Origin of the sequence: Geobacter argillaceus (assembly GCF_007830735.1) — a bacterium.
GTDB classification, from domain to species: domain Bacteria; phylum Desulfobacterota; class Desulfuromonadia; order Geobacterales; family DSM-12255; genus Geomobilibacter; species Geomobilibacter argillaceus.
On the sequence record NZ_VLLN01000005.1, the window covers coordinates 42336 to 65634 of the forward strand.

Here is a 23299-nt window from a genome sequence, read left to right on the forward strand (position 1 = left end):
ATGCTGATGGATGCCCGGAAGGTTACGCTATGACGTCGGAAATTCAGGAAATACAGGTGGCGTGTTTTCGCCTGGGGGAGGATGTGTATGCCCTCGATATCATGCGGATCAAGGAGATTATCCGCCCCCAGAAACTGTCACACCTGCCCAAAGCCCCTCCGTTCATGGAGGGGGTTATCAATCTCCGGGGAGCAGTGGTAGCTGTCATCGATCTCAGGAAGCGGTTCGATATGCCCCAAAGGGAGTTGGACGCTGCCTCCCGGCTGCTGATCGTCAAGGTGGCCGGCCAGGCAATGGGGCTGGTGGTGGACGATGTGACGGAAGTGGTCACCGTCCCGGTCAAGGACCTGAAACCTCCGCCGCGCCTTTCCGAGGTGAGCATTCACGACTATCTGCTGGGAGTATGCCTGGTTCAGGAGTCAATGGTCATGCTCCTGAATCTGGACAAGCTGCTTTCTCCCCGGGAAGTACATCAACTGCGGACAATTCTTTAGAACTATTCCAAGCAGGATACAGGTTTCACTCTATGGTACACGGGCCGAAAGATACTGCACGCACTGCCGACCCGCAGGGCGGCGCCGACGAAGAACAACGCCGTCAGGCGGTACTCGCCTTGGTGCAACTTCCTTGGGCAGAGAAGCGGGCCGCTCTCCTCCGGGCTTTGGGGGATGAGAGTTGGCGGGTGCGCAAAGAGGCGGTTGAGGCGCTCCTTGCCGTTCAAATGGATGTGGAAACGGTTGAGACCCTGATCGAACTCCTGGATACACAGGGAAATGCCGGACTGCGCAATGCGGCGGTTGAGCTGCTTCAGGGGCTGGGGGCGCGCTCGCTGACGACTCTTTGCCGCCATCTGTCCGATTCCCGACCTGGTGTGCGTAAATTCATTGTCGATATCCTGGGCGGCATTGGTAATGCCGATGTCGTCCCTTACCTCATCGAACTTCTTACTGATCCGGATTCCAATGTGCGGGCAGCTGTTGCTGAAAGCCTGGGAATCATCGGTGATCCGCGCGGGGTGGGTCCACTCCTGACGGTACTGTCTTCAGAAAACATTCAGGTTGCGTTTGCGGCACTGGATGCCTTGGTCAGAATCGGTCAGCCTCTGCCCATGGCTACATTTGACGGGCTGGCACGGGATCCGCTGCTGAAAAAGGGGGTTTTCACCAGTCTGGGGGCTCTCTGTGGCGCAGAAGCGGCGCCCCTTCTCATTGGCGGCATGCACGAGACGGGCAAGAGTGTCCGGGAGGCGGCCATTACCGGTTTGATGAACCTCCGTTCCCGCCTTTCCCCGGAACGCCGGCCGGCGGTGGTCGATGAACCGCTGCGGAGCCTGGCCGACACTCCTTGCGTGGAACAGGTCATGCTGTCCCTTACCGCTGCCGACCCGGTTGTTCAAAGAGCGGTGGTAACCGTTCTGGGGCTGATTGGCGATGGCCGGGCGGTTGCCCCACTTATTGCCGCATATCGCTATGAACATCTCCGGCAGAGCTGTATAGAAGCCTTGGCAGCCATTGGCTCGATTGAAGCGGAAGCATTGATCGGGGGCTTTGCCGGTGGGGATATCGAGACACAATGCCTCATTGCATTTGTGTGCGGCGAACTGGCTCTCGGAGAAGCGGAAAGTATGTTCCGGGATGGCATGCAGTCGCCTTCTCCGGAGCTCCGCTTCGTTGCTGCCCAGGCGGCCGGCAAGGCCGGCCTGCTTTCCCTTGCCGGGGAGATTGTCGCACTCCTCGATGACGAGGAGAGCCAGGTCAGGCGAGGGGCACTGGAGACGCTCACGCGGTTTGCCCGTGACGCGCAAGAGGAAATGGCCGCGATCGTTGCAACTCTCGTTGCCGCGACTTCGCCGACCAAACGATACTATGGGGTGCAGCTGCTTTCGTCCTGCAATCAACCGGAAAGACTCCTTCTGCTCGCCAAAGACCCTGATCCGAAGGTTCGACGGATGGCAATCGTGGCATTGGCGGAAATGGGAGCTGCTCAGAGCGTGGGTAGCCTTGTCATAGCGCTTGCTGACGAAGATGATGATGTCCGCACGGCAGTGGCAACCGCACTCGGCAGACTGGGGGGGGAGGAAGTCCGGGAGCCGCTCCTCCTGATGCTGCAGGATCATTCCCCATGGGTTTGCCGGGCTGCGGTGAAGAGCCTGGTCTCTCATGGGTTCAAAGAGTCGTTTCAGGCCTTGGCGGCCCTGGTGCATGACTCTCCCGGCATGGTCCGGCTCGCGGCATTGGAAGGGCTGGGCCAGCTGGATTGGGACCGGGCAGTGCCCTATATGATCGAAGCCCTTGCCGATCCGGACAGCGAGATGCTCAAAATTGTCGTGCAGGTTTTGACCCGCCAGGGAGCAGGGTGGATTGCCGAACATGGCCGGACACTGTTTGCCCATCCCGATGCAATCGTCCGGATGCGGGTTGCCGCAGCCGTGGCAAACTGTCTGGGGATAGGCGCCAAACGCCTGCTCATGGATGCCTTGGCAGAAGAGGTCGATCCGGCCGCCAGGGAACATTTGCAGACACTGGTGTCCAGTCTGTAATGCTCCTGTTCACCGAGTCCCATATCCCTCTGGGTGATGAAGAGTTCCTGCAGCTTCGCGATCTCATCTATAGCCACTGCGGCCTTTATTTCGACGATGACAACCGGTATCTGCTGGAAAAGCGCCTTGCCGGGCGACTTCACGCCCTGAACCTGCCGACCTTCAGGGATTACTTCTATTATCTCCGCTATGACCGTGGCCATGAGCAGGAGATGTCCAATATCATGGATCTCCTGACAACCAATGAAACCTATTTTTTCCGGGAAGCGTTCCAGCTGAAGGCGTTCACCGAGGAGATCGTTCCGGAACTGGTTGCGGCAAAGATCAAGCAGGGAGACCGGACCCTCAGAATCTGGAGCGCAGGCTGCTCGTCGGGGGAGGAGCCGTATACCATCGCCATGCTGCTTCTGGAAACGCCTGCCCTCAGAGGGTGGCGGGTGGAGATCGTTGGTACCGACATCAGCCAGAGGGTCCTGCAACTTGCCCGTAAAGGTCTGTACCGCGGATCGTCATTCAGGGCCACTGACGATCGGTCCATCAGCAGGTTCTTCAGTCGCCGGGAAGACGGCCACCAGATTTCCGATGAGGTGCGGAGCCTGGTCAGCTTCAGTCAGCTCAATCTCTTCGATCAGACGCGACTCGCCCTGCTGGGTAAAATGGACGTGATATTTTGCCGGAATGTCATCATTTATTTTGATCTGGCCGCCAAGAAACGGGTTATCGAGAGTTTCTCCAGGATATTGGTGCCGGGCGGTTTTCTGCTGCTCGGTCACTCCGAGTCGCTGATGAATATCACGACACAGTTTACTCTGCGCCATTTTGTGAACGATATGGTCTATCAAAGGCCGCTGGAAGGGAGTGGAGGCCTTACGTGAAGTTGGTACGGGTAGTGGTGGTGGATGATTCCGCCTATAACCGCCGTTCCATCAGCAAGATGCTCCAGGAGATGCCCGGCGTTGAGGTGGTTGGCTATGCTGCAAACGGTGAAGAGGGTCTCCGGAGGATCGTGGACCTCAGACCCGATCTGGTGACCCTTGACCTGGAAATGCCCAGGATGGACGGTTTCACGCTGTTACGGATCATAATGAACAGTTGCCCGACGCCGGTCATCGTGGTGAGCAGCCAGACCGGCGACGAAAAGGTTTTCAAGGCACTTGAGCTGGGGGCCGTGGACTTCGTACCCAAGCCGACCAATAAGATTTCAACCGAGCTGCTCAAGATACGGGAGAACCTGCAGGAGAAAGTACGCAACGTGCTCCACCTGAAGCTCAGGGGCCGGGCATCGGCAGCGTTGCCGTCACTGCCGGAGGGGCGTTTCATTCCGTCTCCCGTGCTGACGGGCAAGACCGACATCGTTGCTATCGGGGCTTCCACTGGCGGCCCGCCGGCCCTTTACGGGATGTTTTCCGTGCTCACCCGGAGTCTTCCGATTTCAGTGCTGGTTTCCCAGCATATGCCGCCTGGATTCACCCGTGCCTTTGCCGAACGGCTGAACCGGGCGTCGGCCTTCGAGATCAGAGAGGCGGCGCACGGCGATCCGGTACTTCCGGGCCAGGTGTTGATAGCTCCGGGCGGGTGTAACATGCTGTTCGAGCAGGTGGACGGCAGGGCTGTTGTCCGTTTGCAGGAGCCTTCCCCTGCAGATCGCTATATTCCATCCGTCGATGCCATGTTCGCGTCGTTGGCGGAAATTTACCGCGAAAGACTGCTGGCGGTGGTAATGACCGGCATGGGGAACGATGGCAGTCGCGGCATCAGGGCGGTCAAGGCGGCCGGCGGTAAAGTGGTAGCTGAAGCGGAGGAGACGACGGTGGTCTTCGGTATGCCCCGGGAGGCGATTGCTACCGGTGTTGTCGATCGCATCGTCCCGCTTGACCGGATGGTTCGGGAAATTGTCAATACCTGCGGCTTTATGCCGGCTAAGGCTTAGAGTTTGTTCTGGATCGCAAACTCTCCACCATCCAAGGCTTTCTTGACCTGCTGACAAAAAAATAATAGTATCCCGGGGATGCGAGCTATGCCAGAATACACCGCCCTTGTTGTCGAAGATTCGCCGACCATGCGTCAACTGATCGCCTTTGCCCTGAAACGGCTGAGGGGAATCAGGATCATCGAGGCCAACGATGGTGTCGACGGTCTGAAGAAGCTCACGACCGAACGGATCGATATCATCTTCACTGACATAAACATGCCGGTCATGGACGGGTTGAAACTGATCAGCCTCGTACGGGAAGACGAGAGCCACAAAAGGATTCCGATCGTGGTCATCACCACCGAAGGGGCTGTTGAGGACCGGGAGCGGGCCATTGCCCTGGGGGCGAACGACTATATCACCAAGCCGATCCAGCCGAACCGGATCCTCGATGTGGCCAAGGGGCTGTTGGGCATCCCCTGAAGGAGTTTGCGTGAACCGCCTGTGGGTACCGGCAGTGCTCATCCTGCTGCTCGGCGTACCGTTTTTCCTCCATGCCAAGGACTACAAGGTCGTCACCTTTAAGACCGTCAATGCCGGCAAGGTCAACTTTCCCCACGATCCACACCTGAAGAAACTGGGGAACAACTGTACCCAGTGCCACAACGCCCTGTATACCATTGGCAGGCAGAATCCGCCGGTCACCATGGCCGAGATGGAGAAGGGCAAGTCATGCGGGGCGTGTCATAACACGGTCAAGGCGTTCGGGCTGCCAGAGTGCACCCGCTGTCATATCACCAGGGAAGTGCCGATCCAGATCCCGGATTTCGGGACCATCACCTTCAGTCACGCGTTCCACCTCACCAGGTTCCAGTGCTGGGATTGCCATAACGGCCTCTTCATAGCCGGACCGGGGAATCCCCATGTTTCCATGGCCGACATGGAGGGTGGACTCTCCTGCGGCGGCTGCCATGACGGCAGGATCGCCTTTTCGGTCAAAGGTGACTGCGTCAAATGCCATGTCGTGAAGGATATCGCCTTTAGCGCCGACGCCCTGTTCAAGCATACGGTACACCTGGGCCTTGGCTACGGCTGCCGTGATTGCCACAGCCAGCACTTCATTGCCGGACCGAACAGCAAGCGCTACACCATGCTGGATATGGAAACGGGCAAATCGTGCGGTGCCTGTCACGAAGGGAAAACCGCGTTCAATGTTACCGGCGACTGCCAGCGGTGCCACGGAGGGAATCGGGAAATCACCTATAAGGCCGCTGCTGCGTATTTCCCCCACGTATTCCACACGAAGATCTTCATCTGTGCCGACTGTCACAGCGGGATATTTACCGGCGGCCCCACCAGCAGGCGGTACACCATGGCCGAGATGGAGCAGGACCGCTCCTGCGGCGCCTGCCACGACGGGAATATTGCCTTCGGTGTGACCGCCAACTGCGACCGTTGCCACCGGCAGACCAAGGAGCTGGAACTGGCGGTGCAGCCGATCGGCACGGTGCCGTTCAGCCACAAGGTGCATACATCACTGTTCACGTGTGGCGACTGCCACAACAAGGTGTTCGTCACCGGCAGCCAGGCCCGGCGCTTTACCATGAAGGAGATGGAAAAGGGCAAGTCGTGCGGGGCCTGTCACGACGACCGGACTGCCTTCACCGTCAAGGCCAACTGCAGCCGCTGTCATCCCGTGCGGGACATCCCCTATGTCCTGGACGCCTGGTTCGGTCATAACCGGCATCTGCAGATGTACACCTGTACCGATTGCCACAACGCCTTTTTTGTCGCCGGTCCCGGCAACAAGCGCCGGACCATGGTGGAGATGGAAAAGGACCAGTCGTGCGGGGCCTGCCACGACGGCTATATCGCCTTCTCCGTGGCCGGTGACTGCAATCGGTGCCACAAGTCGACCAAGGAACTGGTCATCAAGACCCGTGGCGCCGGACCGACTCCGTTCAGCCACAAGGTGCATGTCGCGCTCTTCACCTGCGGCGACTGCCATAACCGGATATTTCCCACCGGCGTTGCCGCCAAGCGGTTCACCATGGCCGATATGGAGGCAGGCAAGTCGTGCGGTGCCTGCCACGATGCCAAAACCGCCTTTACGGTCCGGGCGAACTGTGCCCGTTGTCACCCGATCAAGGAGATCCAGATGCAGCCGTCCGGTGCAACCTTCAGCCACAAGCTGCATACCGGGCTCTATCGCTGCAACGAGTGCCATGACCGGCTGTTCAACCCGGGTGCGGGGAACCGCCGGGTCTCCATGGCGGCCATGGAGAAGAAGCAGGAGTCGTGCGGAGCCTGTCACAACGACAAGACCGCCTTCAGCGTGACCGGCTCCTGTCTCAGGTGCCATCCGATCCTTAAGGCCATCAGCTACGAACTGCAGAGCAAGTCGGTAGGGGACGCGTTTTTCAGCCACAAGGTCCATCTGGGCCGGGGGTATACCTGTGCGGACTGCCATTATGCGATCATCAAAACCGGTGATGAGCGCAGGTCGTTCACAATGAGCGAAATGGGGCAGGGGCAGTCGTGCGGTTACTGTCATGGCGCGCTCATGGCCTTTTCGGTCAGGGATCAGAACGCCTGCAACAGGTGTCATAAAGATTAGTAGCAAGCCGGCCATTTGAGCCGGAAAGCCAACGGAGAATAAGGGCGGCCGGGCCGCCTTCTGTGATTTCAGGGAGGAAAAGACGTGGAAGAACGATACGTACCGAGTGCGGTGGAAGAAAAGTGGCAGGCCATCTGGGAGCGGAACAAGAGCTTCAAGGTCACGGAGGACGAGACCCGGCGGAAATACTATCTGCTGGAGATGTTTCCCTACCCGTCGGGCCGTATTCATATGGGACATGTGCGCAACTATTCCATCGGCGATGTGGTGGCGCGCTTCAAACGGATGCGCGGGTTCAACGTGCTCCATCCCATGGGGTGGGACGCCTTCGGCATGCCGGCGGAAAACGCCGCCATTCAGAACAAGAGCCATCCGGCTGCCTGGACCTACGAGAACATCGACTACATGCGGGGCCAGCTGAAGCGGATGGGTCTCTCCTACGACTGGGACCGGGAGCTGGCTACCTGCGACGTGGAATACTACCAGTGGGAGCAGCAGATATTCCTCCAGATGTACGAACGGGGGATGGCCTACAAGCGCAACTCTTCAGTCAACTGGTGCCCCACATGCGAAACCGTCCTGGCCAACGAGCAGGTGGAAGACGGGGCGTGCTGGCGCTGCGACAGCGTTGTGCAGCAGAAGGAGCTGGAGCAGTGGTTCTTCAGGATCACCGACTACGCCGAAGAGCTCCTGGCCTGTACCGAGCAGCTGACCGGCTGGCCGGAGCGGGTGCTCACCATGCAGCGCAACTGGATCGGCAAGAGCTTCGGCTGCGAGATCACCTTTCCGGTGGCGGACCGGGCCGAGTCGATCACGGTTTTCACCACCCGCCAGGATACCCTCTGGGGGGCCACCTTCATGTCCCTGGCCCCCGAGCACCCCATGGCCCTGTCCCTGACCACCCCGGACAACCTGGCGCAGGTCACGGCATTCATCGACAAGGTCAAGGGGACCGACAAGATCCGGCGCACGGCCGATGATTTCGAAAAAGAGGGGGTCTTCACCGGCTCCTGGTGCCTCAACCCGATCACCGGCCTGAGGATGCCGATCTATCTGGCCAATTTCGTGCTCACCGATTACGGTACCGGCGCGGTCATGGCCGTGCCGACCCATGACCAGCGCGACTTTGAATTTGCCCGCAAGTACGGCCTGCAACTGCAGGTGGTGATCCAGCCGGAGGGGGAGGTTCTGGACCCGGCCACCATGACCGCTGCCTTTACCGCCGAAGGGGTTCTGGTCAACTCGGGTCAGTTCGACGGGATGCCGAGCAGTGCGGCAAAGGAGGCGATCGCCGACTACCTGGAACAGCAGGGACTCGGCAAGAAGACCGTGAACTACCGCTTGCGCGACTGGGGTATTTCCCGGCAGCGGTACTGGGGGAACCCGATTCCGATCATCTACTGCGACAGCTGCGGCGCCGTGCCGGTGCCGGTCAAGGATCTGCCGGTGGTGCTGCCGAAGGATGTCGCCTTTACCGGCGCAGGGGGAAGTCCGCTGGCACGGCTGGAACCGTTTGTCAAGACCGCCTGCCCGGTCTGCGGCAAGCCGGCCCGCCGGGAGACCGATACCATGGATACCTTCGTGGAGTCGTCCTGGTATTTCCTCCGCTACTGCTGCCCGGACTTTACCGGCGGGCCGCTGGACAAGAAAAAGGCCGAGTACTGGATGTCCGTGGACCAGTACATCGGCGGTATCGAGCATGCCGTGCTCCATCTCCTGTATGCCCGGTTCTTTACCAAGGTCCTGCGGGATCTGGGGTATGTCAACGTGGATGAGCCGTTCACCAATCTCCTGACCCAGGGGATGGTCATCAAGGATGGCGCCAAGATGAGCAAGTCCAAGGGGAACGTGGTCGACCCCAACGCCCTGATCGAGCGGTACGGCGCCGACACGGCCCGGCTCTTCTCCCTCTTCGCGGCCCCGCCCGAGAAGGACCTGGACTGGAGCGATCAGGGGGTGGAGGGGAGCTTCCGTTTTCTCTCCCGCCTCTGGAAGCTGATGTACGAATGTCTTCCCTTCATCGCCGGCGTGGTTGCTGCCAGCGGCGAGCCGGCCAATGCCGAGGCCAAGGCCCTCAGAAGGACGGTTCACAAGACGATCCGCAAGGTGACCGGCGATCTTGACGAGCGGTTTCATTTCAACACCGCCATTGCCGCGACCATGGAGCTGGTGAACGCCATTTACGCCTTCACCCCGAAGAACGCACCCGAGAACGGTCCGGTCCTGCGGGAGGCGCTGGAATCGGTTGTCCGGCTTCTGGCGCCGTTTGTTCCCCACTTTGCCGCAGAACTCTGGGAGGTGTTGGGCAAGGCGGAGAGCATTGAGTCCGCCGGTTGGCCCGACTTCGATCCGGCGGCGACGGTAGACGACGAGCTGCTCATTGTCGTGCAGGTGAACGGCAAGCTGCGGGGGCGGATCACGGTTGCCGTTGACACTGCCGAGGAAAAGGTCAAGGCGCTGGCCATGGCCGATGACAATGTCCAGGCGTTTGTTGCCGGCAAGACACCGAAGAAGGTGGTGTACGTGCCGGGCAAACTGGTCAATATCGTCGTCTGACCGATGCGGCGCCTGAACGGACTTTGCATACTGGCTGTTGCGGCCTGGCTCCTGGTGGCCGGAGGGTGCGGCTATTTCCCCGTCGGTGGCGGCGATGGTTTTCTGGCCGGCAGGCCGGTCAATGTTGCCGTCTTTGCCAACCGGACCACCCGGCCGCGACTGGAAACCGTCCTGGCCAAAAGCCTGCGGTGGGAGGTTGCCCGGCTTTCGCCCGCCTCACTGGTAAGCGAGGATGGGGCCGAACTGATCCTGGGGGGGGCCGTCACCTCGGTTGCCATTACCCAGATCTCCTACTCGGCCAGTGACCGGGTCCGGGAGTACCGCCTGACCATGCAGGCCGAGGCGACCCTTACGGAGCGAAAGAGCGGCAAGGTGCTCTGGAAGGGGACCGAAACGGGTCAGGCCGAGTATCCGGTCAGTCAGGACCTGGCATTGCAGCTGAATGCCGAGGAGGCTGCCCTGAAGGAGGCGAGCCGGCGGCTCTCGGAGAGGCTCGTCAGGCATCTCTTGGAGAACTTCTGAAAATCTACTGTCTCCGCTTTGCAAGGTTACGTCCCGTAGGGACAGAATCCGGGTAGCCCGGCGATTTATCGCCGGGAATCGTGGATAATCATATCTCTTCGTCTCGTACGTGACTGAAGGAAAAGGCAAACCTATTACCGAGGGATGAATCCCCCGGCTACAAGCATTCTGTCCCGAAGGGACGTAATCGAATGTGACAACGTGGAATTATCTTAGCCACGGATGAACACGGAATTTCACGGATAACTCCTAGAGCTTTTCCTATCTGTGTCATCTGTGGCGAAATATTTTTGGAGTTATGGCTGATGCTGTTAAAACCCGAAGAGTTCAGCCAGGAGTTACAGAAAGGGCCGGTCGGACCGCTCTACTGCCTGTACGGCGAAGAGCCGTACCTGGTGGATCGCGCGGTGAAGAGGCTCCTTGACCTGGCCCTGCCCCCCGATGCCCGTGACTTCAATCTGGCGGTGTTGTACGGCAAGGAGTGCAAGGGGGAGGAGGTGGCCGATGCGGTCCAGACCTTCCCCATGTTCGCGGACCGGCGGGTGGTGCTGGTAAAGCGGTGTGGCGAGCTTTCCGCCGCAGCCCTGGAAGCGCTGCTGCCGGTGGTCCAGAACCCGGTGGCCACCAGCTGCCTGATTCTCCAGGGGGAGAAGGTCGACCAGCGGCTCAAGTTCTTTGCCGAGTTCAAGAAATCCGGCGTCCTGGTGGAGTTCAAGCGCCCCTACGAGAACCAGCTGGGACCGATCATCCGCGACGAACTGGCTTCCCACGGCAAACGGATCGAACCGGCCGCCGCCGACCTCCTGATCGGCTATGTGGGGAGCAACCTGCAGGAACTGGCCAGTCAACTGGAGAAGGTGGCAACGTTTATTGCCGAACGGCCGACGGTGACGGTGGCCGATGTCCGGGCGATCGTCTCCGACACCAAGGTGGACAGCGTCTTCGAGCTCTGCAATGCTGTTGGCAACAGGGACCTGGCCGGTGCCCTGCGCCGGCTCCACACGATTCTCAGGGACGGTGAGGCACCGCTCATGCTCCTCTCCATGCTGACCCGGCACCTGCGTCAGCTCTGGCAGATACGGGAGTGTCTGGACCAGCGCCTCGCCCCGCCGGAGATCGAGAAGCGGCTCGGGATCAGGTCGTTTTTTCTGAAAGGGTTGTTGGTTCAGGCGAAGAATTTCGATGGCGAACGGTACCGGCAGCTGTTCGAGCGGCTTTTTGAGCTGGACCTGGCCATGAAGAGCAGTGGCGGCAACCCGGCCCAGTTGTTGGAGTATTTTCTGCTGGAGGCTTGCGGGGGTAGGTGAGAGGGGACGAAGGGGAACGTAGCTGTTTTATGCATCACCTCGACTCCCACCACTCTCTGCACCCCTACTGCAAAGCGTATAGCTCTTCTCCGCGCCGTGATGCCCGGCTTACCGAAGAATTCCCCATACCGAGTAATGCTGTAAGGAGTATCTGCGGAAAAGGATACCTCATGTCTGCCGTGGCGGCAGATAGGCTGCCCTTCTTGCGTTTTCGGTAGTGTGACAGTATACTCCGGTCAGGCATACTCAAGGACCTGACAGATGAACCGAAAAGACCTCGCTATAGCCCGCAGCTTCAAACATCTCGTCCAGCAGCGGGTAAGTCCGCTCGATGTTCGTGTTTTCGGGTCCCGTGCTCGTGGTGACGCTGCCCCTGATTCCGATCTGGATGTGTTTGTGGTTGTCGCACATGCAACCTCCGATGTCGAACGATACATCAGCGATTGTGCCTGGGAAGCTGGTTTCGCACGGGATGTGGTCATCGTTCCGGTTGTGGTCGGCAAGGACAGAATCGACGGTCCGCTCAAGGAGTCGGTGTTCATTCTCAATGTCTACCGCGAGGGGATAGAGGTATGACCGAGAATCGCAAGACACTTATCGAATACAGGCTCACGCAGGCACGGGATTCCATCCGTGAGGCCGACGTGCTCAATCAATCCGGAATGAGCCGGCGCTCTGTCATGAATCGGCTCTATTACGCCATGTTTTATGCGGTGCTTGCCCTGTTACAGGAAAAGGAGATGGGGACATCCAAACATTCGGGCGCCATTGCACTTTTCGACCGGGAATACGTTAAAACCGGTGTGTTCTCAAAGCAGATGTCGAAGGCGCTGCACCGGGCTTTTGAGTTGCGTCAGAAGGGTGATTATATGGAGGAGGCGGAGGTAACGTCCGATGACGTTGCTGAAATCAGGCCCGCTACAGAGCAGTTTGTAGAATGTGCAGAGCAGTTGTTGCTGGGAAGCAATTAAGTCCTCGGAATTTCCACAAGAACAACCCTGAGTAATTTCCGGTAATCGACTAATGAACAACTCCCTTGGGCGCACGTCCATTGCCGCACCGACAACTAATCCATTAGTCGGACTGATTCAACGAAATATGGTCTTGCGTTGCTACTTCCTTTGCCATTTTGTGCAGTGAATCGGGAAGTCTCACATTGATTGCGCTCATCGGCTTGCTCCTGTCTGCCGCAAAAACTCTGCCGGCGTCTTAACCATAATACCGAATTTCCCGGCCCGTTTAAAATCTTTCACATCCCATGTTAGGCACGTCCGACCAATCGCTCTGCTTACCACTCCGTCCTTACCGGATACCTGGTGATGTGGGTATCAGGGGTGAGGATGGTCATGCTTCCGGCAATGGCCTGGCAGATGAGTATCCGGTCGAACGGGTCCTTGTGGTATTCCGGCAGGCGGGAGAGTTGCAGGACGGCTGCTTCATCAAGCGCCAGCGTTTCGATCCGGTGGCGGGTGCGGTTGTTCTTGATGAATTCGTGGGAAGGTACGGGAAGCGGCAGTTTGCCCAGGTTGTGCTTGACGATGATTTCCCACGCAGAGGCAACGCTCAGATAGACATCATTGTCCGGGTCGGCAAAGAGACGCCGGGCATTTTCGGAAAGGTCCGGACTGTCGGCCACAAGCCAGAGAAAGGTGCAGGTGTCCAGCAGTATGTTCATGGGGTTTCGCCGGAGAAGAGGGCCATCGTTTCGTCCGGCAATTCGTCAAAAAACGAGTCGGGCACCGTAAAGGTCCCCCTGGCAAGCCCGATGGGACGCTTTTCGACCGCCCTGGGGGGGATGGGACGGATTTCCGCAACGGGACGATTCCTCTTGCAGACAACAACCATCTCCCCCTTTTCCACCTCATCCAGATAGTGGGACAGATGCGCCTTGGCTTCATGTACGTTGATGGTTATCATGATGACTATATAGTAGGTTGTTAAGTTGACCATGTCAATGATGCTGCATGGTAAATAAAGAAGGAGCTGAACGAGACGAGCTATACTGATGGCAGCTAGGAAAGACAACAAAAAAAGGGACCGCGAACGGTCCCTTTTCAGTGCTCTATGCTATTGTCAACGGCCGGAGTCTAGCCGAGGGTGCTGACCAGCTTGGTGAGGCGGGAGACGTTCCGGGAGGCGTTGGACTTGTGGATGACACCCTTGGATGCGGCCTTGTCGATCACCGGAATCGCAGCGGCAAGGGCTTCCTTGGCGGCGTTCTGGTCCTTGCTCTCGACGGCCTCGCGGACCCGCTTGACAAAGGTGCGCAGGGTGGAGCGGGAATGCTTGTTCCGGGCGTTACGGACCTGATTCTGCTTGTTTCTCTTGATTGCCGACTTGTGATTTGCCAAACTGCACCTCCAGAATATGGAAAATTTTGGTTATATTGGTTTCTTTGAAAGAAACTTTTTAGCATCGGTGCTTTGGTGCTGTCAAGGATAAATTCATACTCCATCTGCCAACCTTGAGCAGAATGACTTTTCCCGTTCCCGATAGAGCGGGCGGCAGCGGCCCGTTATCGGGATGCTACCGCTCGCGGGGCGCGGAATCAGTTGACGAAAGAACGGCAAATCCCGTACTATTCCGCTTTATTCCAACTCGCGTAAGGACTGTCGTGAATCAGTTGAAACAGCTGTACCTGGAAACTTTTGGTTGCCAGATGAATGTCGAGGAGTCGGGCAAGATCGCGGCCCAACTGGCGGAGATCGGCTACGCGCAGACCGGCAACGCCGACAGTGCCGATCTGGTCATCCTGAATACCTGCAGTGTCCGGGCACGGGCCGAAGAGAAGGTCATCCAGCACCTGGAAAACTACAGTGGCCGCAAGCGTCGCCAGCCGGGCTTCATCCTGGGGGTGGGCGGGTGCGTGGCCCAGCAGGAGGGGGAGCGGCTCCTGAAGCGGCTTCGTCACCTGGATTTCGTCTTCGGCACCCACTCCATCCACCTGGTCAGGCAGATGGTCCGGGCCGCGGAACAGGGGCGGCGGACCGCGGAGGTGGATTTTCTCGACACCGAGACGCGGCTGAACCTCTTTCCGACCGACAGCAGCAGCGGCGGCGTGACCCGCTTCGTGACCATCATGCAGGGATGTGACAACTTCTGTTCCTATTGTATCGTCCCCCATGTGCGCGGCCGGGAGATCAGCCGCCGCTCCGGCGATATACTGGACGAGATCCGTCGTCTGGCCGACAACGGCGTCAGGGAGGTGACCCTCCTGGGCCAGAACGTCAATTCCTACGGCCTGAAGAGCCCGGACGAGATGGACTTTGCCGGGCTGCTCCGGGCAGTGGCCGCTATTTCGGGGATCGAGCGGATACGTTTCACCACCTCCCACCCGAAGGACCTGTCGCCGGCCCTCGTGGACTGCTTTGCCGACATGGACAAGCTCTGCTCCCATTTCCATCTGCCGGCCCAATCCGGGAGCGACCGGATATTGAATCTCATGAACCGCGGCTACACCCGGCAGGAGTATCTGGCCATGGTGGCGGCCCTGAAGACTGCCCGGCCCGACATCCAGATCACCGGGGATATCATTGTCGGCTTCCCCGGCGAGACCGACGCCGACTTCAAGGAGACCCTGTCGCTCATGGACGAGGTCGAGTTTTCCGACCTGTTCTCCTTCATCTACTCGGTGCGGCCGGAGACCGCTGCGGCAACCCTTGCTGACAATACCTCCCGCAAGGAGAAGCTGGCCCGTCTCGACCAGCTCCAGTCCAAGCAGCGCGAGATGTCCATGGCACGAAACCGGAGTTTCGTCGGCAGCCGGCAGCTGCTGCTGGTGGAAGGGCCGAGCAAGCGGGAGGGACAGTGCTACGGTCGGACATCGGGCAACCGGGTGGTCAATTTCCCCGGCACCCCTGATCTGGTGGGACAGCTGGTCGAGGTGACCGTTGTCACGGCCTACCAGAACTCGCTCCTGGGCGAGCTTGTTGTCCCCGGCATTCAGGCCGCGTGACGTTTTCGTTCCTTGATCCTATCATCTGAGGTTTTTCATGTATCACCGACTGAACATTCACGGCTTTTCCCTCGATTCTCTCAGCCAGCGCCCCATGGTGCTTCTCAAGGATGGTGACGGCAAGGTTACGTTGCCCCTCTGGCTCAACAAGCTGGATGTCCTGACCGTCGTGGCCGAGCTCCTCAACCGCGAACTGCTGAATCAGGGGGGACGGCGGGACCTGCTCGGCTCCTTTCTGAGGCAGATCGGCATGGATGTGGCGAGCGTCACCATCGACAGTCTGAACGATGGCCTTTATGCCGCCTCGGTCCGCTTCGAGGGGGCAGGGGAGGGGGTCACCATGCAGGTACGTCCCAGCGAGGCGATCGTGGCTGCCATGCGCTTCAACCTTCCGGTCATGGTGGCCGAGGAGGTGGTCAACCGGGCCACGGTCATGGATCTGCAGGACGAGCAGGTGCTGAAGGAAAACACGGCCCGCCGGCTGACCGAATTCCTGGAGAATATCGATCCCGCTTCCCTGGGCAAGTACCCCATGTAGGTTGGAGCGGTTGAACTGAAGAGTGATCAGGAGGGAGATACCGTAATGCACGATGAATCATATGCCTTTCTGGAGAATTTTCTCGCGGCGCCGAGCCCGTCGGGGTACGAACAACCGGCCCAACGGGTCTTCCGGAGCTATCTGGAACCATACGCCCAAGTGACGACCGATGTGCTGGGCAACGTCTACGGCCATATCCCGGGCAGCGGCAAGGAGCGGCCCCGTGTCATGCTGGTCGGCCACTCGGACGAAATAGGCCTGCAGGTGAAGTACCTGGACGACAAGGGGTTCATCTATTTCGGCGCCATCGGCGGCGTCGATCCCCATCTGACCCCGGGGCTCCGGGTGCAGATCCACACACGGCAGGGAGCCATCCAGGGGGTGATCGGCAAGCGGCCGATCCATCTGATGGAGCCGAAGGACCGGGAGACGGTGGTAAAGCTCGATGCCCAGTACATCGACATCGGCGCTGTTGATCGCAGCGAAGCGGCCGGGCTGGTGCGGGTCGGTGATCCGGTTACCTTCAGTGGCGGGCTTGCGCGGCTTCACGGGGACCGGGTGACTGCCAGCGGCTTCGACGACAAGGCGGGCAGTTTCGTGGTGGCCGAGGTGCTGCGCCGGGTGGCGGCCCTTACCAAAAAGCTGCCGGTGGATCTCTATGGTGTCTCGTCCGTCCAGGAGGAGGTGGGGCTGCGGGGCGGCACCACCAGCAGCTACACGGTGAATCCCGATGTGGGGATCTGTGTCGAGGTGGACTTTGCCACCGATCAGCCGGATGTGGAGAAAAAGCACAACGGCGAGGTGGCCATCGGCAAGGGGCCCATCCTACCGCGGGGCGCCAACATCAACCCGGCCCTGTTCGATCTGCTGGCCGAAACTGCTGAAAAGGAGAAGATCCCGGTTCAGTTCACCGGTATCCCCCGCGCGACCGGCACCGACGCCAACGTCATGCAGATCTCCCGTGGCGGGGTGGCCACGGCCCTGGTGAAGATCCCGCTCCGCTACATGCACACACCGGTGGAGGTCCTCTCCCTGGCCGACCTGGAGAATGCCGTACGCCTGATCGTGGCGGTCCTGCCGAAGATCAAGGACCGGCAAGCGTTTATTCCTGCCTGAGATTTCTTTTCCTCAGGGGCGGTGTCCGCATCGCCCCTGTACCTGCCCCACCTTTTCAGGCATTAATCCTTGATGCCTCCCCTGCTTTTGGGTATACTCAACCGCTATTTTCCTAATACATGAATATTTCCTTATCAGGAGGTTCTGCAATGATAGAGTTTCTCGGGGACTGGAAACGCAGCCACTACTGTGGCGCCCTTACCGCCGCCGACATCGGCAGGGATGTGGTTCTGATGGGCTGGGCCCACCGCCGCCGCGACCACGGCGGTCTCATCTTCGTTGATCTGCGCGATCGCGAGGGAATTGCCCAGATCGTTTTCGATCCGGAGCTGGGTGCCGAGTCCCATGGCAAGGCCGAGGCGATCCGGAGCGAGTTCGTGGTGGCGGTAAAGGGGAAGGTCATTCCCCGCCCCGAAGGGACCGTGAATCCGAACATGAAGACCGGCGAGGTGGAGGTGACCGTGGTGGAGTGCCGCGTGCTCAACCGCTCCAAGGCGCTTCCCTTCACCCTTGACGACTACGTGGACGTGGCCGAAAACCTCCGTCTCAAGTACCGCTACCTTGACCTGCGGCGGACAACGCTTCAGGAGAACATGATCCTTCGCTCCAAGGTGGCCCAGACCACCCGACGCTACCTGACCGACAACGGGTTTCTGGAGCTGGAGACGCCATTTCTCACCAAATCCACCCCGGAAGGGGCCAGGGACTTCCTGGTGCCGTCGCGCATCAACCGCGGCCAGTTCTACGCCCTGCCCCAGTCTCCCCAGATCTTCAAGCAGATCCTGATGATCTCCGGCTACGACCGTTATTTTCAGGTTGTCCGCTGTTTCCGTGACGAGGACCTGCGGGCCGACCGCCAGCCGGAATTCACCCAGATCGACTGTGAAATGTCGTTCATCGATCGGGACGATATCATCAAGGTAATGGAAGGGTTGATTGCCACGGTCTTCAAGGAGGCGAAAGGGGTCGACGTGCAGCTGCCGGTTCCCCGCATGACCTACCAGGAGGCGATCCGCCGTTTTGGGGTGGATAACCCGGACCTGCGCTTCGGCTTGGAGCTGGTGGAGTTGACCGACCTGGTCAAAGGGGCTGGCTTCAAGGTGTTTGCCGAGGTTGCGGCCGGCGGCGGCATCATCAAGGGGCTCAACGCCAAGGGGTGCGCCCGGTTCTCCCGCAAGGAGATCGACGACCTGACCGAGTTCGCCAGGATCTACGGCGCCAAGGGGCTCGCCTACGTGAAGATCGAGAACGGCGAATGGCATTCGCCCATTGCCAAGTTCTTCACGGCCGACGAGATTGCGGCCATGAACAAGGCCTTCGATGCCCAGGAGGGGGACCTGCTCCTCTTTGTCGCGGACAAGCCGAAGGTTGTCAACGACTCCCTCGGCAAGCTGCGTAACCACCTGGCCAAGCTGCTGGGGCTGGCGGACAAGGATACGTTCTGCTTTGTCTGGATTACCGACTTCCCGCTCCTGGAGTGGGACGAGGACGATAAGCGCTGGGCAGCGGTGCATCATCCGTTCACGGCACCGATGGACGAGGACCTGGAGTATGTGGAGTCCGATCCGGGGCGGTGCCGGGCCAAGGCCTACGACCTGGTCCTGAACGGCAACGAGATCGGCGGCGGCTCCATCAGGATTCACCAGGAGGCGATTCAGTCCCTCATGTTCAAGATGCTCGGCCACACGGAAGAGGACAAGCGGGCCAAGTTCGGCTTCCTGCTGGATGCCCTGGAGTACGGCACCCCGCCCCACGGCGGCATTGCCTTCGGTCTCGACCGTTTGGTCATGCTCCTCACCGGCAGCGAATCGATCCGGGACGTCATCGCCTTCCCGAAAACCCAAAAAGGGACCTGCCTCATGTCCGAAGCCCCGTCTCTGGTGGATGACAAGCAGCTGCGGGAACTGGGTATCCGCGTTACGACCAAATAGGGCGGGTGGGACTGGTGCGAAAAGCGGCTGGCCAGGCGTTGCTGCTGGCCCTCATCCTACTTACGCTGGTGGCTTGTTCCGAGCAGCTCCACAGCTGGCGGCCGGAGGCCCGGACCGCCATTGAGATCGCTCGGGGCAAAGGGGGTAAGACCTTCTTTCCCGAGGAGTTTGCCGACCTGGAAAACGCCTTTCGCCAAGGGGAACTGCTCCTCTCCGATGACGAAGAGGAAGACGCAGAGCAGTTCTATCTGCTGGCCCTGACAAAGGGAAAGCTGCTGACCGAACAGGTGGATGCCGAGCGCGTCCGGCGCGAAGAGGCGAAACGGCAGCAGCGGGAAGCGGCGCAAAGGGCTGCCGACCGTGAGCGGCAGGAACGGGAAGCGGCAGAGGAACGGCGCCGGGAGCAGGAACGAGAGGCGTCCCGGCTCAGGGCCGTGCAAGCCGAGGCACGGGCCGAAGCCGAGCGAAAGACCGTGGAAAAAACGCGCCAGCACCCACTTGCTGCCACCCATACCGTCAAGCGGGGCGAATCCCTGCCGCAGATCGCGGCCCAGCCCGATGTCTACAACGATGCGGCCCTCTGGCCCCTTCTCTACCGGGCTAACCGGGATCAGATCCGTGACCCGCGCATTGTCTGGCCCGGCCAGGTACTGCATATCCCCCGTAACTTTGGCCGTGACGATATGGCCGAGGCCCGCCGCTACAACCAGGAACATCCAATTCATTAGCTCAGTGCTCAGGCGATTATAAGAGCATTGGTCGTTGCCCGACCCCGACCCCTCAGAATTAACGTTTTGACATTTTTCTTGACAGAAAAAAGGGTTTTGTATACTGTATACAAAATTTTTAAGCCCCTGAAAAGTTTCGATTTTGCCAGTGCTGTAGTCTGTATGCGCCGCGACGGCGGTAAGGTTGCCGTTGGTCGATGAAGGTGATGATTGATGTGTTATTTCCTCCGGGGTGACCACGCCCTGTGTGGATAAGGGGCTGCAAGTTCCTTTCATTAAGTCTCAGGTAATTCCGGCATAAAAACCAAGGAGAGATCATGACAACGCAAACCGCAAAGATTATCTGGTCGAAAATTGATGAAGCGCCCGCACTGGCAACATACTCTTTACTCCCGATCGTTAATGCCTTCACAAAGGCCGCCGGAGTTGTTGTTGAAACAAGAGATATCTCCGTTGCCGGCAGAATTATCGCGAACTTTCCCGACTATCTGACGGAGAGTCAGCGGATGCCGGATTATCTGGCCGAACTCGGTGAGCTTACCCAGAAGCCAGAGGCCAATATCATCAAGCTGCCCAACGTCAGCGCTTCAATTCCGCAGCTGAAGGCCGCAATCAAGGAGTTGCAGGAGAAGGGCTACAAGCTCCCCGACTATCCCGAGGAGCCGAAGACGGATGCAGAGAAAGAGCTGCACGCACGCTATGCCAAATGCCTGGGCAGTGCCGTAAACCCGGTTCTGCGCGAAGGTAACTCCGACAGGAGGTCGGCCCGTGCGGTAAAGGAATATGCCAAGAAGCATCCGCACAAGATGGGTGCCTGGAGCCCGGATTCAAAGACCCATGTGGCGCATATGGACTGCTGCGATTTCTATCACAATGAAAAATCCGTCACCATGAAGAAGGCCGGTAATGTCAGGTTCGAGTTGGTCGGCAAAGACGGAAAGGTCACCGTTCTGAAAGAAAAGCTGCCCCTTCAGGCAGGCGAGATTCTCGACGGAACGTATTTGAGCTGCAAGGCCCTGCGCAAATTCATAGAAGAGCAGATTGAAGACGCCAAGGCAAAGGGTGTGCTGTTCTCCGTGCACCTCAAAGCCACCATGATGAAAATATCCGATCCCATCATGTTCGGTCACTTCGTCTCCGTATTCTTTAAAGACGTTTTTGAAAAGCATGCCGCCACCTTTAAAGAGCTGGGTGTCAATCCGGATCTTGGCCTTGGCGATCTTTATTTGAAAATCAAGAGATTGCCGGAAGCCAAGCAGGCAGAGATCGAAGCGGATATCAAGGCGGAGTACAAGAAGAGACCTGAGCTGGCCATGGTGGATTCGGACAAGGGCATCACCAACCTCCATGCCAGTAACGACATCATCATCGATGCCTCCATGCCGGTCGTTATCCGTGACTCCGGCGGGATGTGGGGTCCTGACGGCAAGCTTCACGACGTAAAGTGCGTGATCCCGGATACCTGCTATTCGGAGTGGTATCAGGCCTGCATCGATTTTGTTAAGAAAAACGGTCAGTTCGATCCCACCACCATGGGAAGCGTCTCCAACGTCGGTCTCATGGCGCAGAAGGCCGAAGAATACGGCTCCCACGACAAGACATTCAAGATTCCCGCTGACGGAACTGTGCGTGTTGTCGATGAGTCGGGTGCCGTATTGTTCCAGCATGATGTGGAGGCAGGCGATATCTGGCGCGGCTGTCAGGCAAAGGATCTGCCGATTCGCGACTGGGTCAAACTGGCAGTAAACAGGGCACGGGCAACCGGAGCACCGGCTGTCTTCTGGCTGGACAAGAACAGGGCCCACGATGCCCAGATGATTGAAAAGGTGAATACGTACCTGAAGGATCATGATACCAAGGGTCTGGAAATCCATATAATGCCTCCCGTGGAAGCGATGAACTTCGCGATGCAGCGGGCAAGAGACGGTAAAGATACCATTACGGTCTCCGGCAACGCACTGAGGGACTATCTGACTGACCTGTTCCCGATCCTCGAGCTGGGCACCAGCGCCAAGATGCTCTCCATTGTGCCGCTTCTGGCTGGTGGCGGTCTCTTCGAGACCGGTGCAGGTGGCTCCGCACCCAAGCATGTGCAGCAGTTTGTGCAGGAAGGATACCTGCGCTGGGATTCGCTCGGCGAGTTCCTGGCCCTTGCCGTATCACTGGAACACTTGGCTGCCACCTTCAAGAATGAAAAGGCGCAGCTTCTGGCAGACACCCTTGATCAGGCCAACACCAAGTTTCTTGAGAACAATAAGAACCCGGCCCGTAAGGTTGGCCAGATAGACAACAGGGGCAGCCACTTCTACCTCGCAATGTACTGGGCCGAGGCCCTTGCTGAGCAGACCAAGGACAAGGATCTGCAGACACGTTTCGCTAAAGTTGCTCAGCAGCTTCACGAGAATGAGACAAAGATCAATGAGGAACTGATCGGTGCCCAGGGCAAGCCACAGGATTTGGGTGGTTATTACCTTACGGACCCGGTAAAGACTGAAAAAGCCATGCGCCCCAGCGCAACCCTGAATGCAATAATCGACGCAATCTGATTTACCGCAGGCCATAAAAGAGTAGGCAACTAACAATCTATTCAAGGAGGAAACAAAAAATGGCACGTAAAAAGATTTCCCTTATCGGTGGTGGTCAGATTGGTGGCGTGTTGGCACAGCTTTGCGCGCTTCGCGAACTGGGTGATGTGGTTCTGTTCGATATCGTCGAGGGTCTGCCCCAGGGCAAGATGCTTGATATCGCCGAAGTCGGGCCGGTTGACGGCTTCGACGTTGAGCTGAAGGGAACCAACAGCTACGAGGATATCAAGGGCTCCGACATCGTCATCGTTACCGCCGGCCTTCCCCGCAAGCCGGGCATGAGCCGCGACGACCTGATCGAGGTCAACTCCAAGATCATGACCCAGGTGTCCGAGGGAATCAAGCAGTACGCCCCCAACTCCATTGTCATCGTAATCTCCAACCCGCTTGATGCCATGGTTACCCTGTGCCAGAAGATCACCGGCTTCCCTTACAGCCGCGTCATCGGCCAGGCCGGCGTGCTCGACTCGGCCCGTTTCGCGAGCTTCATCGCCTGGGAACTGGGCGTGTCCGTGAAAGACGTTACTGCCATGACCCTCGGCGGCCACGGCGACGACATGGTGCCCCTGATCCGCTATGCAAGCGTCAACGGCATCCCGGTCGTGGAACTCCTGGAGCGTAAGTACAAGGACAAGGCCAAGGCCAAGGAAGTGATGGACGCCATGGTCAAGCGGACCCGTGGTGCGGGCGGCGAAGTTGTTGCGCTGCTCAAGACCGGTTCTGCCTTCTACTCACCGGCTTCTTCGGCCATTGCCATGGCAGAGTCGATCCTCAAGGACCAGAAGCGGGTTCTCCCCACCTGCGCTTTTCTGCAGGGTGAGTTCGGCGTCAACGGCTACTATGTCGGCGTTCCCTGTGTCCTCGGCGAGAAGGGTATCGAGCGGATCATCGAGTTCGCGCTTGATGCAGAAGAGCAGGCCATGATGGACAAGTCGGTTGCGGCGGTCAAGGGTCTGGTAGATGCCCTGAAGTAGTAACCCTTCGTTGCCGGAA

22 protein-coding genes are annotated in these 23299 nt (G+C 58.9%); 18 read left to right on the plus strand and 4 right to left on the minus strand.

What is annotated here, in order from left to right; all coding sequences use genetic code 11:
* Positions 1-56: 56 nt before the first annotated feature.
* From JN12_RS05500 to JN12_RS05550, 11 genes are all read left to right on the plus strand, one after another.
* Positions 57-494 (plus strand): chemotaxis protein CheW, encoded by a 438-nt coding sequence (locus tag JN12_RS05500; RefSeq protein WP_342795407.1) that lies wholly within the window; start codon positions 57-59, stop codon positions 492-494.
* A 32-nt stretch (positions 495-526) separates the two neighbouring features.
* A complete protein-coding gene (locus JN12_RS05505; RefSeq protein WP_170241856.1) occupies positions 527-2539 on the plus strand; it encodes a HEAT repeat domain-containing protein in 2013 nt (670 codons plus the stop codon).
* Positions 2539-3414 (plus strand): CheR family methyltransferase, encoded by an 876-nt coding sequence (locus JN12_RS05510; protein ID WP_145019419.1) that lies wholly within the window; start codon positions 2539-2541, stop codon positions 3412-3414. Before JN12_RS05505 ends, JN12_RS05510 begins: the two co-directional genes overlap by 1 nt.
* Positions 3411-4469 carry a protein-glutamate methylesterase/protein-glutamine glutaminase gene (locus JN12_RS05515; RefSeq protein ID WP_145019422.1) on the plus strand — a complete coding sequence of 353 codons (1059 nt, stop codon included), beginning with the start codon at positions 3411-3413 and terminating at the stop codon, positions 4467-4469. The genes JN12_RS05510 and JN12_RS05515 overlap by 4 nt, the downstream gene beginning before the upstream one ends.
* Before the next feature lie 87 nt (positions 4470-4556).
* Complete coding sequence (locus JN12_RS05520; RefSeq protein WP_145019425.1) at positions 4557-4934, plus strand: response regulator; 378 nt, start codon at positions 4557-4559, stop codon at positions 4932-4934.
* Positions 4935-4944: 10 nt separating this feature from the next.
* Complete coding sequence (locus JN12_RS05525) at positions 4945-7068, plus strand: cytochrome c3 family protein (protein WP_170241857.1); 2124 nt, start codon at positions 4945-4947, stop codon at positions 7066-7068.
* A gap of 84 nt (positions 7069-7152) precedes the next feature.
* Positions 7153-9624, plus strand: a complete 2472-nt coding sequence (gene leuS / locus JN12_RS05530; RefSeq protein ID WP_145019432.1) for a leucine--tRNA ligase — start codon at positions 7153-7155, stop codon at positions 9622-9624.
* A gap of 3 nt (positions 9625-9627) precedes the next feature.
* The gene (lptE, locus tag JN12_RS05535; protein WP_145019435.1) at positions 9628-10146 is read left to right on the plus strand and encodes an LPS assembly lipoprotein LptE; all 519 of its coding nucleotides are present in this window, start codon (positions 9628-9630) and stop codon (positions 10144-10146) included.
* Between the two features lie 305 nt (positions 10147-10451).
* On the plus strand, positions 10452-11453 hold the full coding sequence (holA, locus tag JN12_RS05540) for a DNA polymerase III subunit delta (protein ID WP_145019438.1): 1002 nt from the start codon (positions 10452-10454) through the stop codon (positions 11451-11453).
* 261 nt (positions 11454-11714) lie between these two features.
* Positions 11715-12029 carry a nucleotidyltransferase domain-containing protein gene (locus JN12_RS05545; protein WP_145019441.1) on the plus strand — a complete coding sequence of 105 codons (315 nt, stop codon included), beginning with the start codon at positions 11715-11717 and terminating at the stop codon, positions 12027-12029.
* Complete coding sequence (locus JN12_RS05550) at positions 12026-12424, plus strand: HEPN domain-containing protein (RefSeq protein ID WP_145019444.1); 399 nt, start codon at positions 12026-12028, stop codon at positions 12422-12424. The genes JN12_RS05545 and JN12_RS05550 overlap by 4 nt, the downstream gene beginning before the upstream one ends.
* Before the next feature lie 103 nt (positions 12425-12527).
* Here JN12_RS05550 and JN12_RS21085 read toward each other — a convergent pair whose 3' ends face one another.
* The 4 genes from JN12_RS21085 to rpsT all read right to left on the minus strand — a co-directional run bounded on the left by JN12_RS21085 (position 12528) and on the right by rpsT (position 13804).
* Positions 12528-12623: a toxin-antitoxin system HicB family antitoxin gene (locus JN12_RS21085; protein WP_145019447.1), complete on the minus strand. Its 96-nt coding sequence runs from the start codon at positions 12621-12623 to the stop codon at positions 12528-12530.
* Between the two features lie 118 nt (positions 12624-12741).
* Complete coding sequence (locus JN12_RS05560; protein WP_145019450.1) at positions 12742-13128, minus strand: type II toxin-antitoxin system VapC family toxin; 387 nt, start codon at positions 13126-13128, stop codon at positions 12742-12744.
* The gene (locus JN12_RS05565; protein WP_211360508.1) at positions 13125-13403 is read right to left on the minus strand and encodes a type II toxin-antitoxin system Phd/YefM family antitoxin; all 279 of its coding nucleotides are present in this window, start codon (positions 13401-13403) and stop codon (positions 13125-13127) included. The genes JN12_RS05560 and JN12_RS05565 overlap by 4 nt, the downstream gene beginning before the upstream one ends.
* Before the next feature lie 137 nt (positions 13404-13540).
* Positions 13541-13804, minus strand: coding sequence for a 30S ribosomal protein S20 (gene rpsT / locus JN12_RS05570; RefSeq protein WP_145019453.1), 264 nt, complete (start codon positions 13802-13804; stop codon positions 13541-13543).
* Between the two features lie 263 nt (positions 13805-14067).
* Here rpsT and miaB point away from each other — a divergent pair, with 263 nt between their 5' ends.
* From miaB to mdh, 7 genes are all read left to right on the plus strand, one after another.
* The gene (miaB, locus tag JN12_RS05575; protein WP_145019456.1) at positions 14068-15408 is read left to right on the plus strand and encodes a tRNA (N6-isopentenyl adenosine(37)-C2)-methylthiotransferase MiaB; all 1341 of its coding nucleotides are present in this window, start codon (positions 14068-14070) and stop codon (positions 15406-15408) included.
* 37 nt (positions 15409-15445) lie between these two features.
* Positions 15446-15946 (plus strand): bifunctional nuclease family protein, encoded by a 501-nt coding sequence (locus tag JN12_RS05580; RefSeq protein WP_145019459.1) that lies wholly within the window; start codon positions 15446-15448, stop codon positions 15944-15946.
* 45 nt (positions 15947-15991) lie between these two features.
* Entirely contained in the window at positions 15992-17062 is a 1071-nt protein-coding gene (locus JN12_RS05585) for a M42 family metallopeptidase (protein ID WP_145019462.1), read from the plus strand.
* Positions 17063-17211: 149 nt separating this feature from the next.
* On the plus strand, positions 17212-18993 hold the full coding sequence (gene aspS / locus JN12_RS05590; RefSeq protein WP_145019465.1) for an aspartate--tRNA ligase: 1782 nt from the start codon (positions 17212-17214) through the stop codon (positions 18991-18993).
* 14 nt (positions 18994-19007) lie between these two features.
* On the plus strand, positions 19008-19721 hold the full coding sequence (locus JN12_RS05595) for a LysM peptidoglycan-binding domain-containing protein (protein ID WP_246125762.1): 714 nt from the start codon (positions 19008-19010) through the stop codon (positions 19719-19721).
* Between the two features lie 317 nt (positions 19722-20038).
* Positions 20039-22267 (plus strand): NADP-dependent isocitrate dehydrogenase, encoded by a 2229-nt coding sequence (locus JN12_RS05600; RefSeq protein ID WP_145019468.1) that lies wholly within the window; start codon positions 20039-20041, stop codon positions 22265-22267.
* A 59-nt stretch (positions 22268-22326) separates the two neighbouring features.
* Complete coding sequence (mdh, locus tag JN12_RS05605; protein ID WP_145019471.1) at positions 22327-23280, plus strand: malate dehydrogenase; 954 nt, start codon at positions 22327-22329, stop codon at positions 23278-23280.
* Positions 23281-23299: the final 19 nt, after the last annotated feature.

Coding starts and splice junctions, on each gene's coding strand:
- JN12_RS05565 (WP_211360508.1), bottom strand. CDS start 13,403: ATGGTCAACTTAACAACCTACTATATAGTCATCATGATAACCATCAAC.
- aspS (WP_145019465.1), top strand. CDS start 17,212: ATGATAGAGTTTCTCGGGGACTGGAAACGCAGCCACTACTGTGGCGCC.
- JN12_RS05520 (WP_145019425.1), top strand. CDS start 4,557: ATGCCAGAATACACCGCCCTTGTTGTCGAAGATTCGCCGACCATGCGT.
- JN12_RS05560 (WP_145019450.1), bottom strand. CDS start 13,128: ATGAACATACTGCTGGACACCTGCACCTTTCTCTGGCTTGTGGCCGAC.
- mdh (WP_145019471.1), top strand. CDS start 22,327: ATGGCACGTAAAAAGATTTCCCTTATCGGTGGTGGTCAGATTGGTGGC.
- holA (WP_145019438.1), top strand. CDS start 10,452: ATGCTGTTAAAACCCGAAGAGTTCAGCCAGGAGTTACAGAAAGGGCCG.
- JN12_RS21085 (WP_145019447.1), bottom strand. CDS start 12,623: ATGAGCGCAATCAATGTGAGACTTCCCGATTCACTGCACAAAATGGCA.
- JN12_RS05585 (WP_145019462.1), top strand. CDS start 15,992: ATGCACGATGAATCATATGCCTTTCTGGAGAATTTTCTCGCGGCGCCG.
- JN12_RS05510 (WP_145019419.1), top strand. CDS start 2,539: ATGCTCCTGTTCACCGAGTCCCATATCCCTCTGGGTGATGAAGAGTTC.
- JN12_RS05550 (WP_145019444.1), top strand. CDS start 12,026: ATGACCGAGAATCGCAAGACACTTATCGAATACAGGCTCACGCAGGCA.
- JN12_RS05545 (WP_145019441.1), top strand. CDS start 11,715: ATGAACCGAAAAGACCTCGCTATAGCCCGCAGCTTCAAACATCTCGTC.
- lptE (WP_145019435.1), top strand. CDS start 9,628: ATGCGGCGCCTGAACGGACTTTGCATACTGGCTGTTGCGGCCTGGCTC.
- JN12_RS05505 (WP_170241856.1), top strand. CDS start 527: ATGGTACACGGGCCGAAAGATACTGCACGCACTGCCGACCCGCAGGGC.
- JN12_RS05600 (WP_145019468.1), top strand. CDS start 20,039: ATGACAACGCAAACCGCAAAGATTATCTGGTCGAAAATTGATGAAGCG.
- JN12_RS05580 (WP_145019459.1), top strand. CDS start 15,446: ATGTATCACCGACTGAACATTCACGGCTTTTCCCTCGATTCTCTCAGC.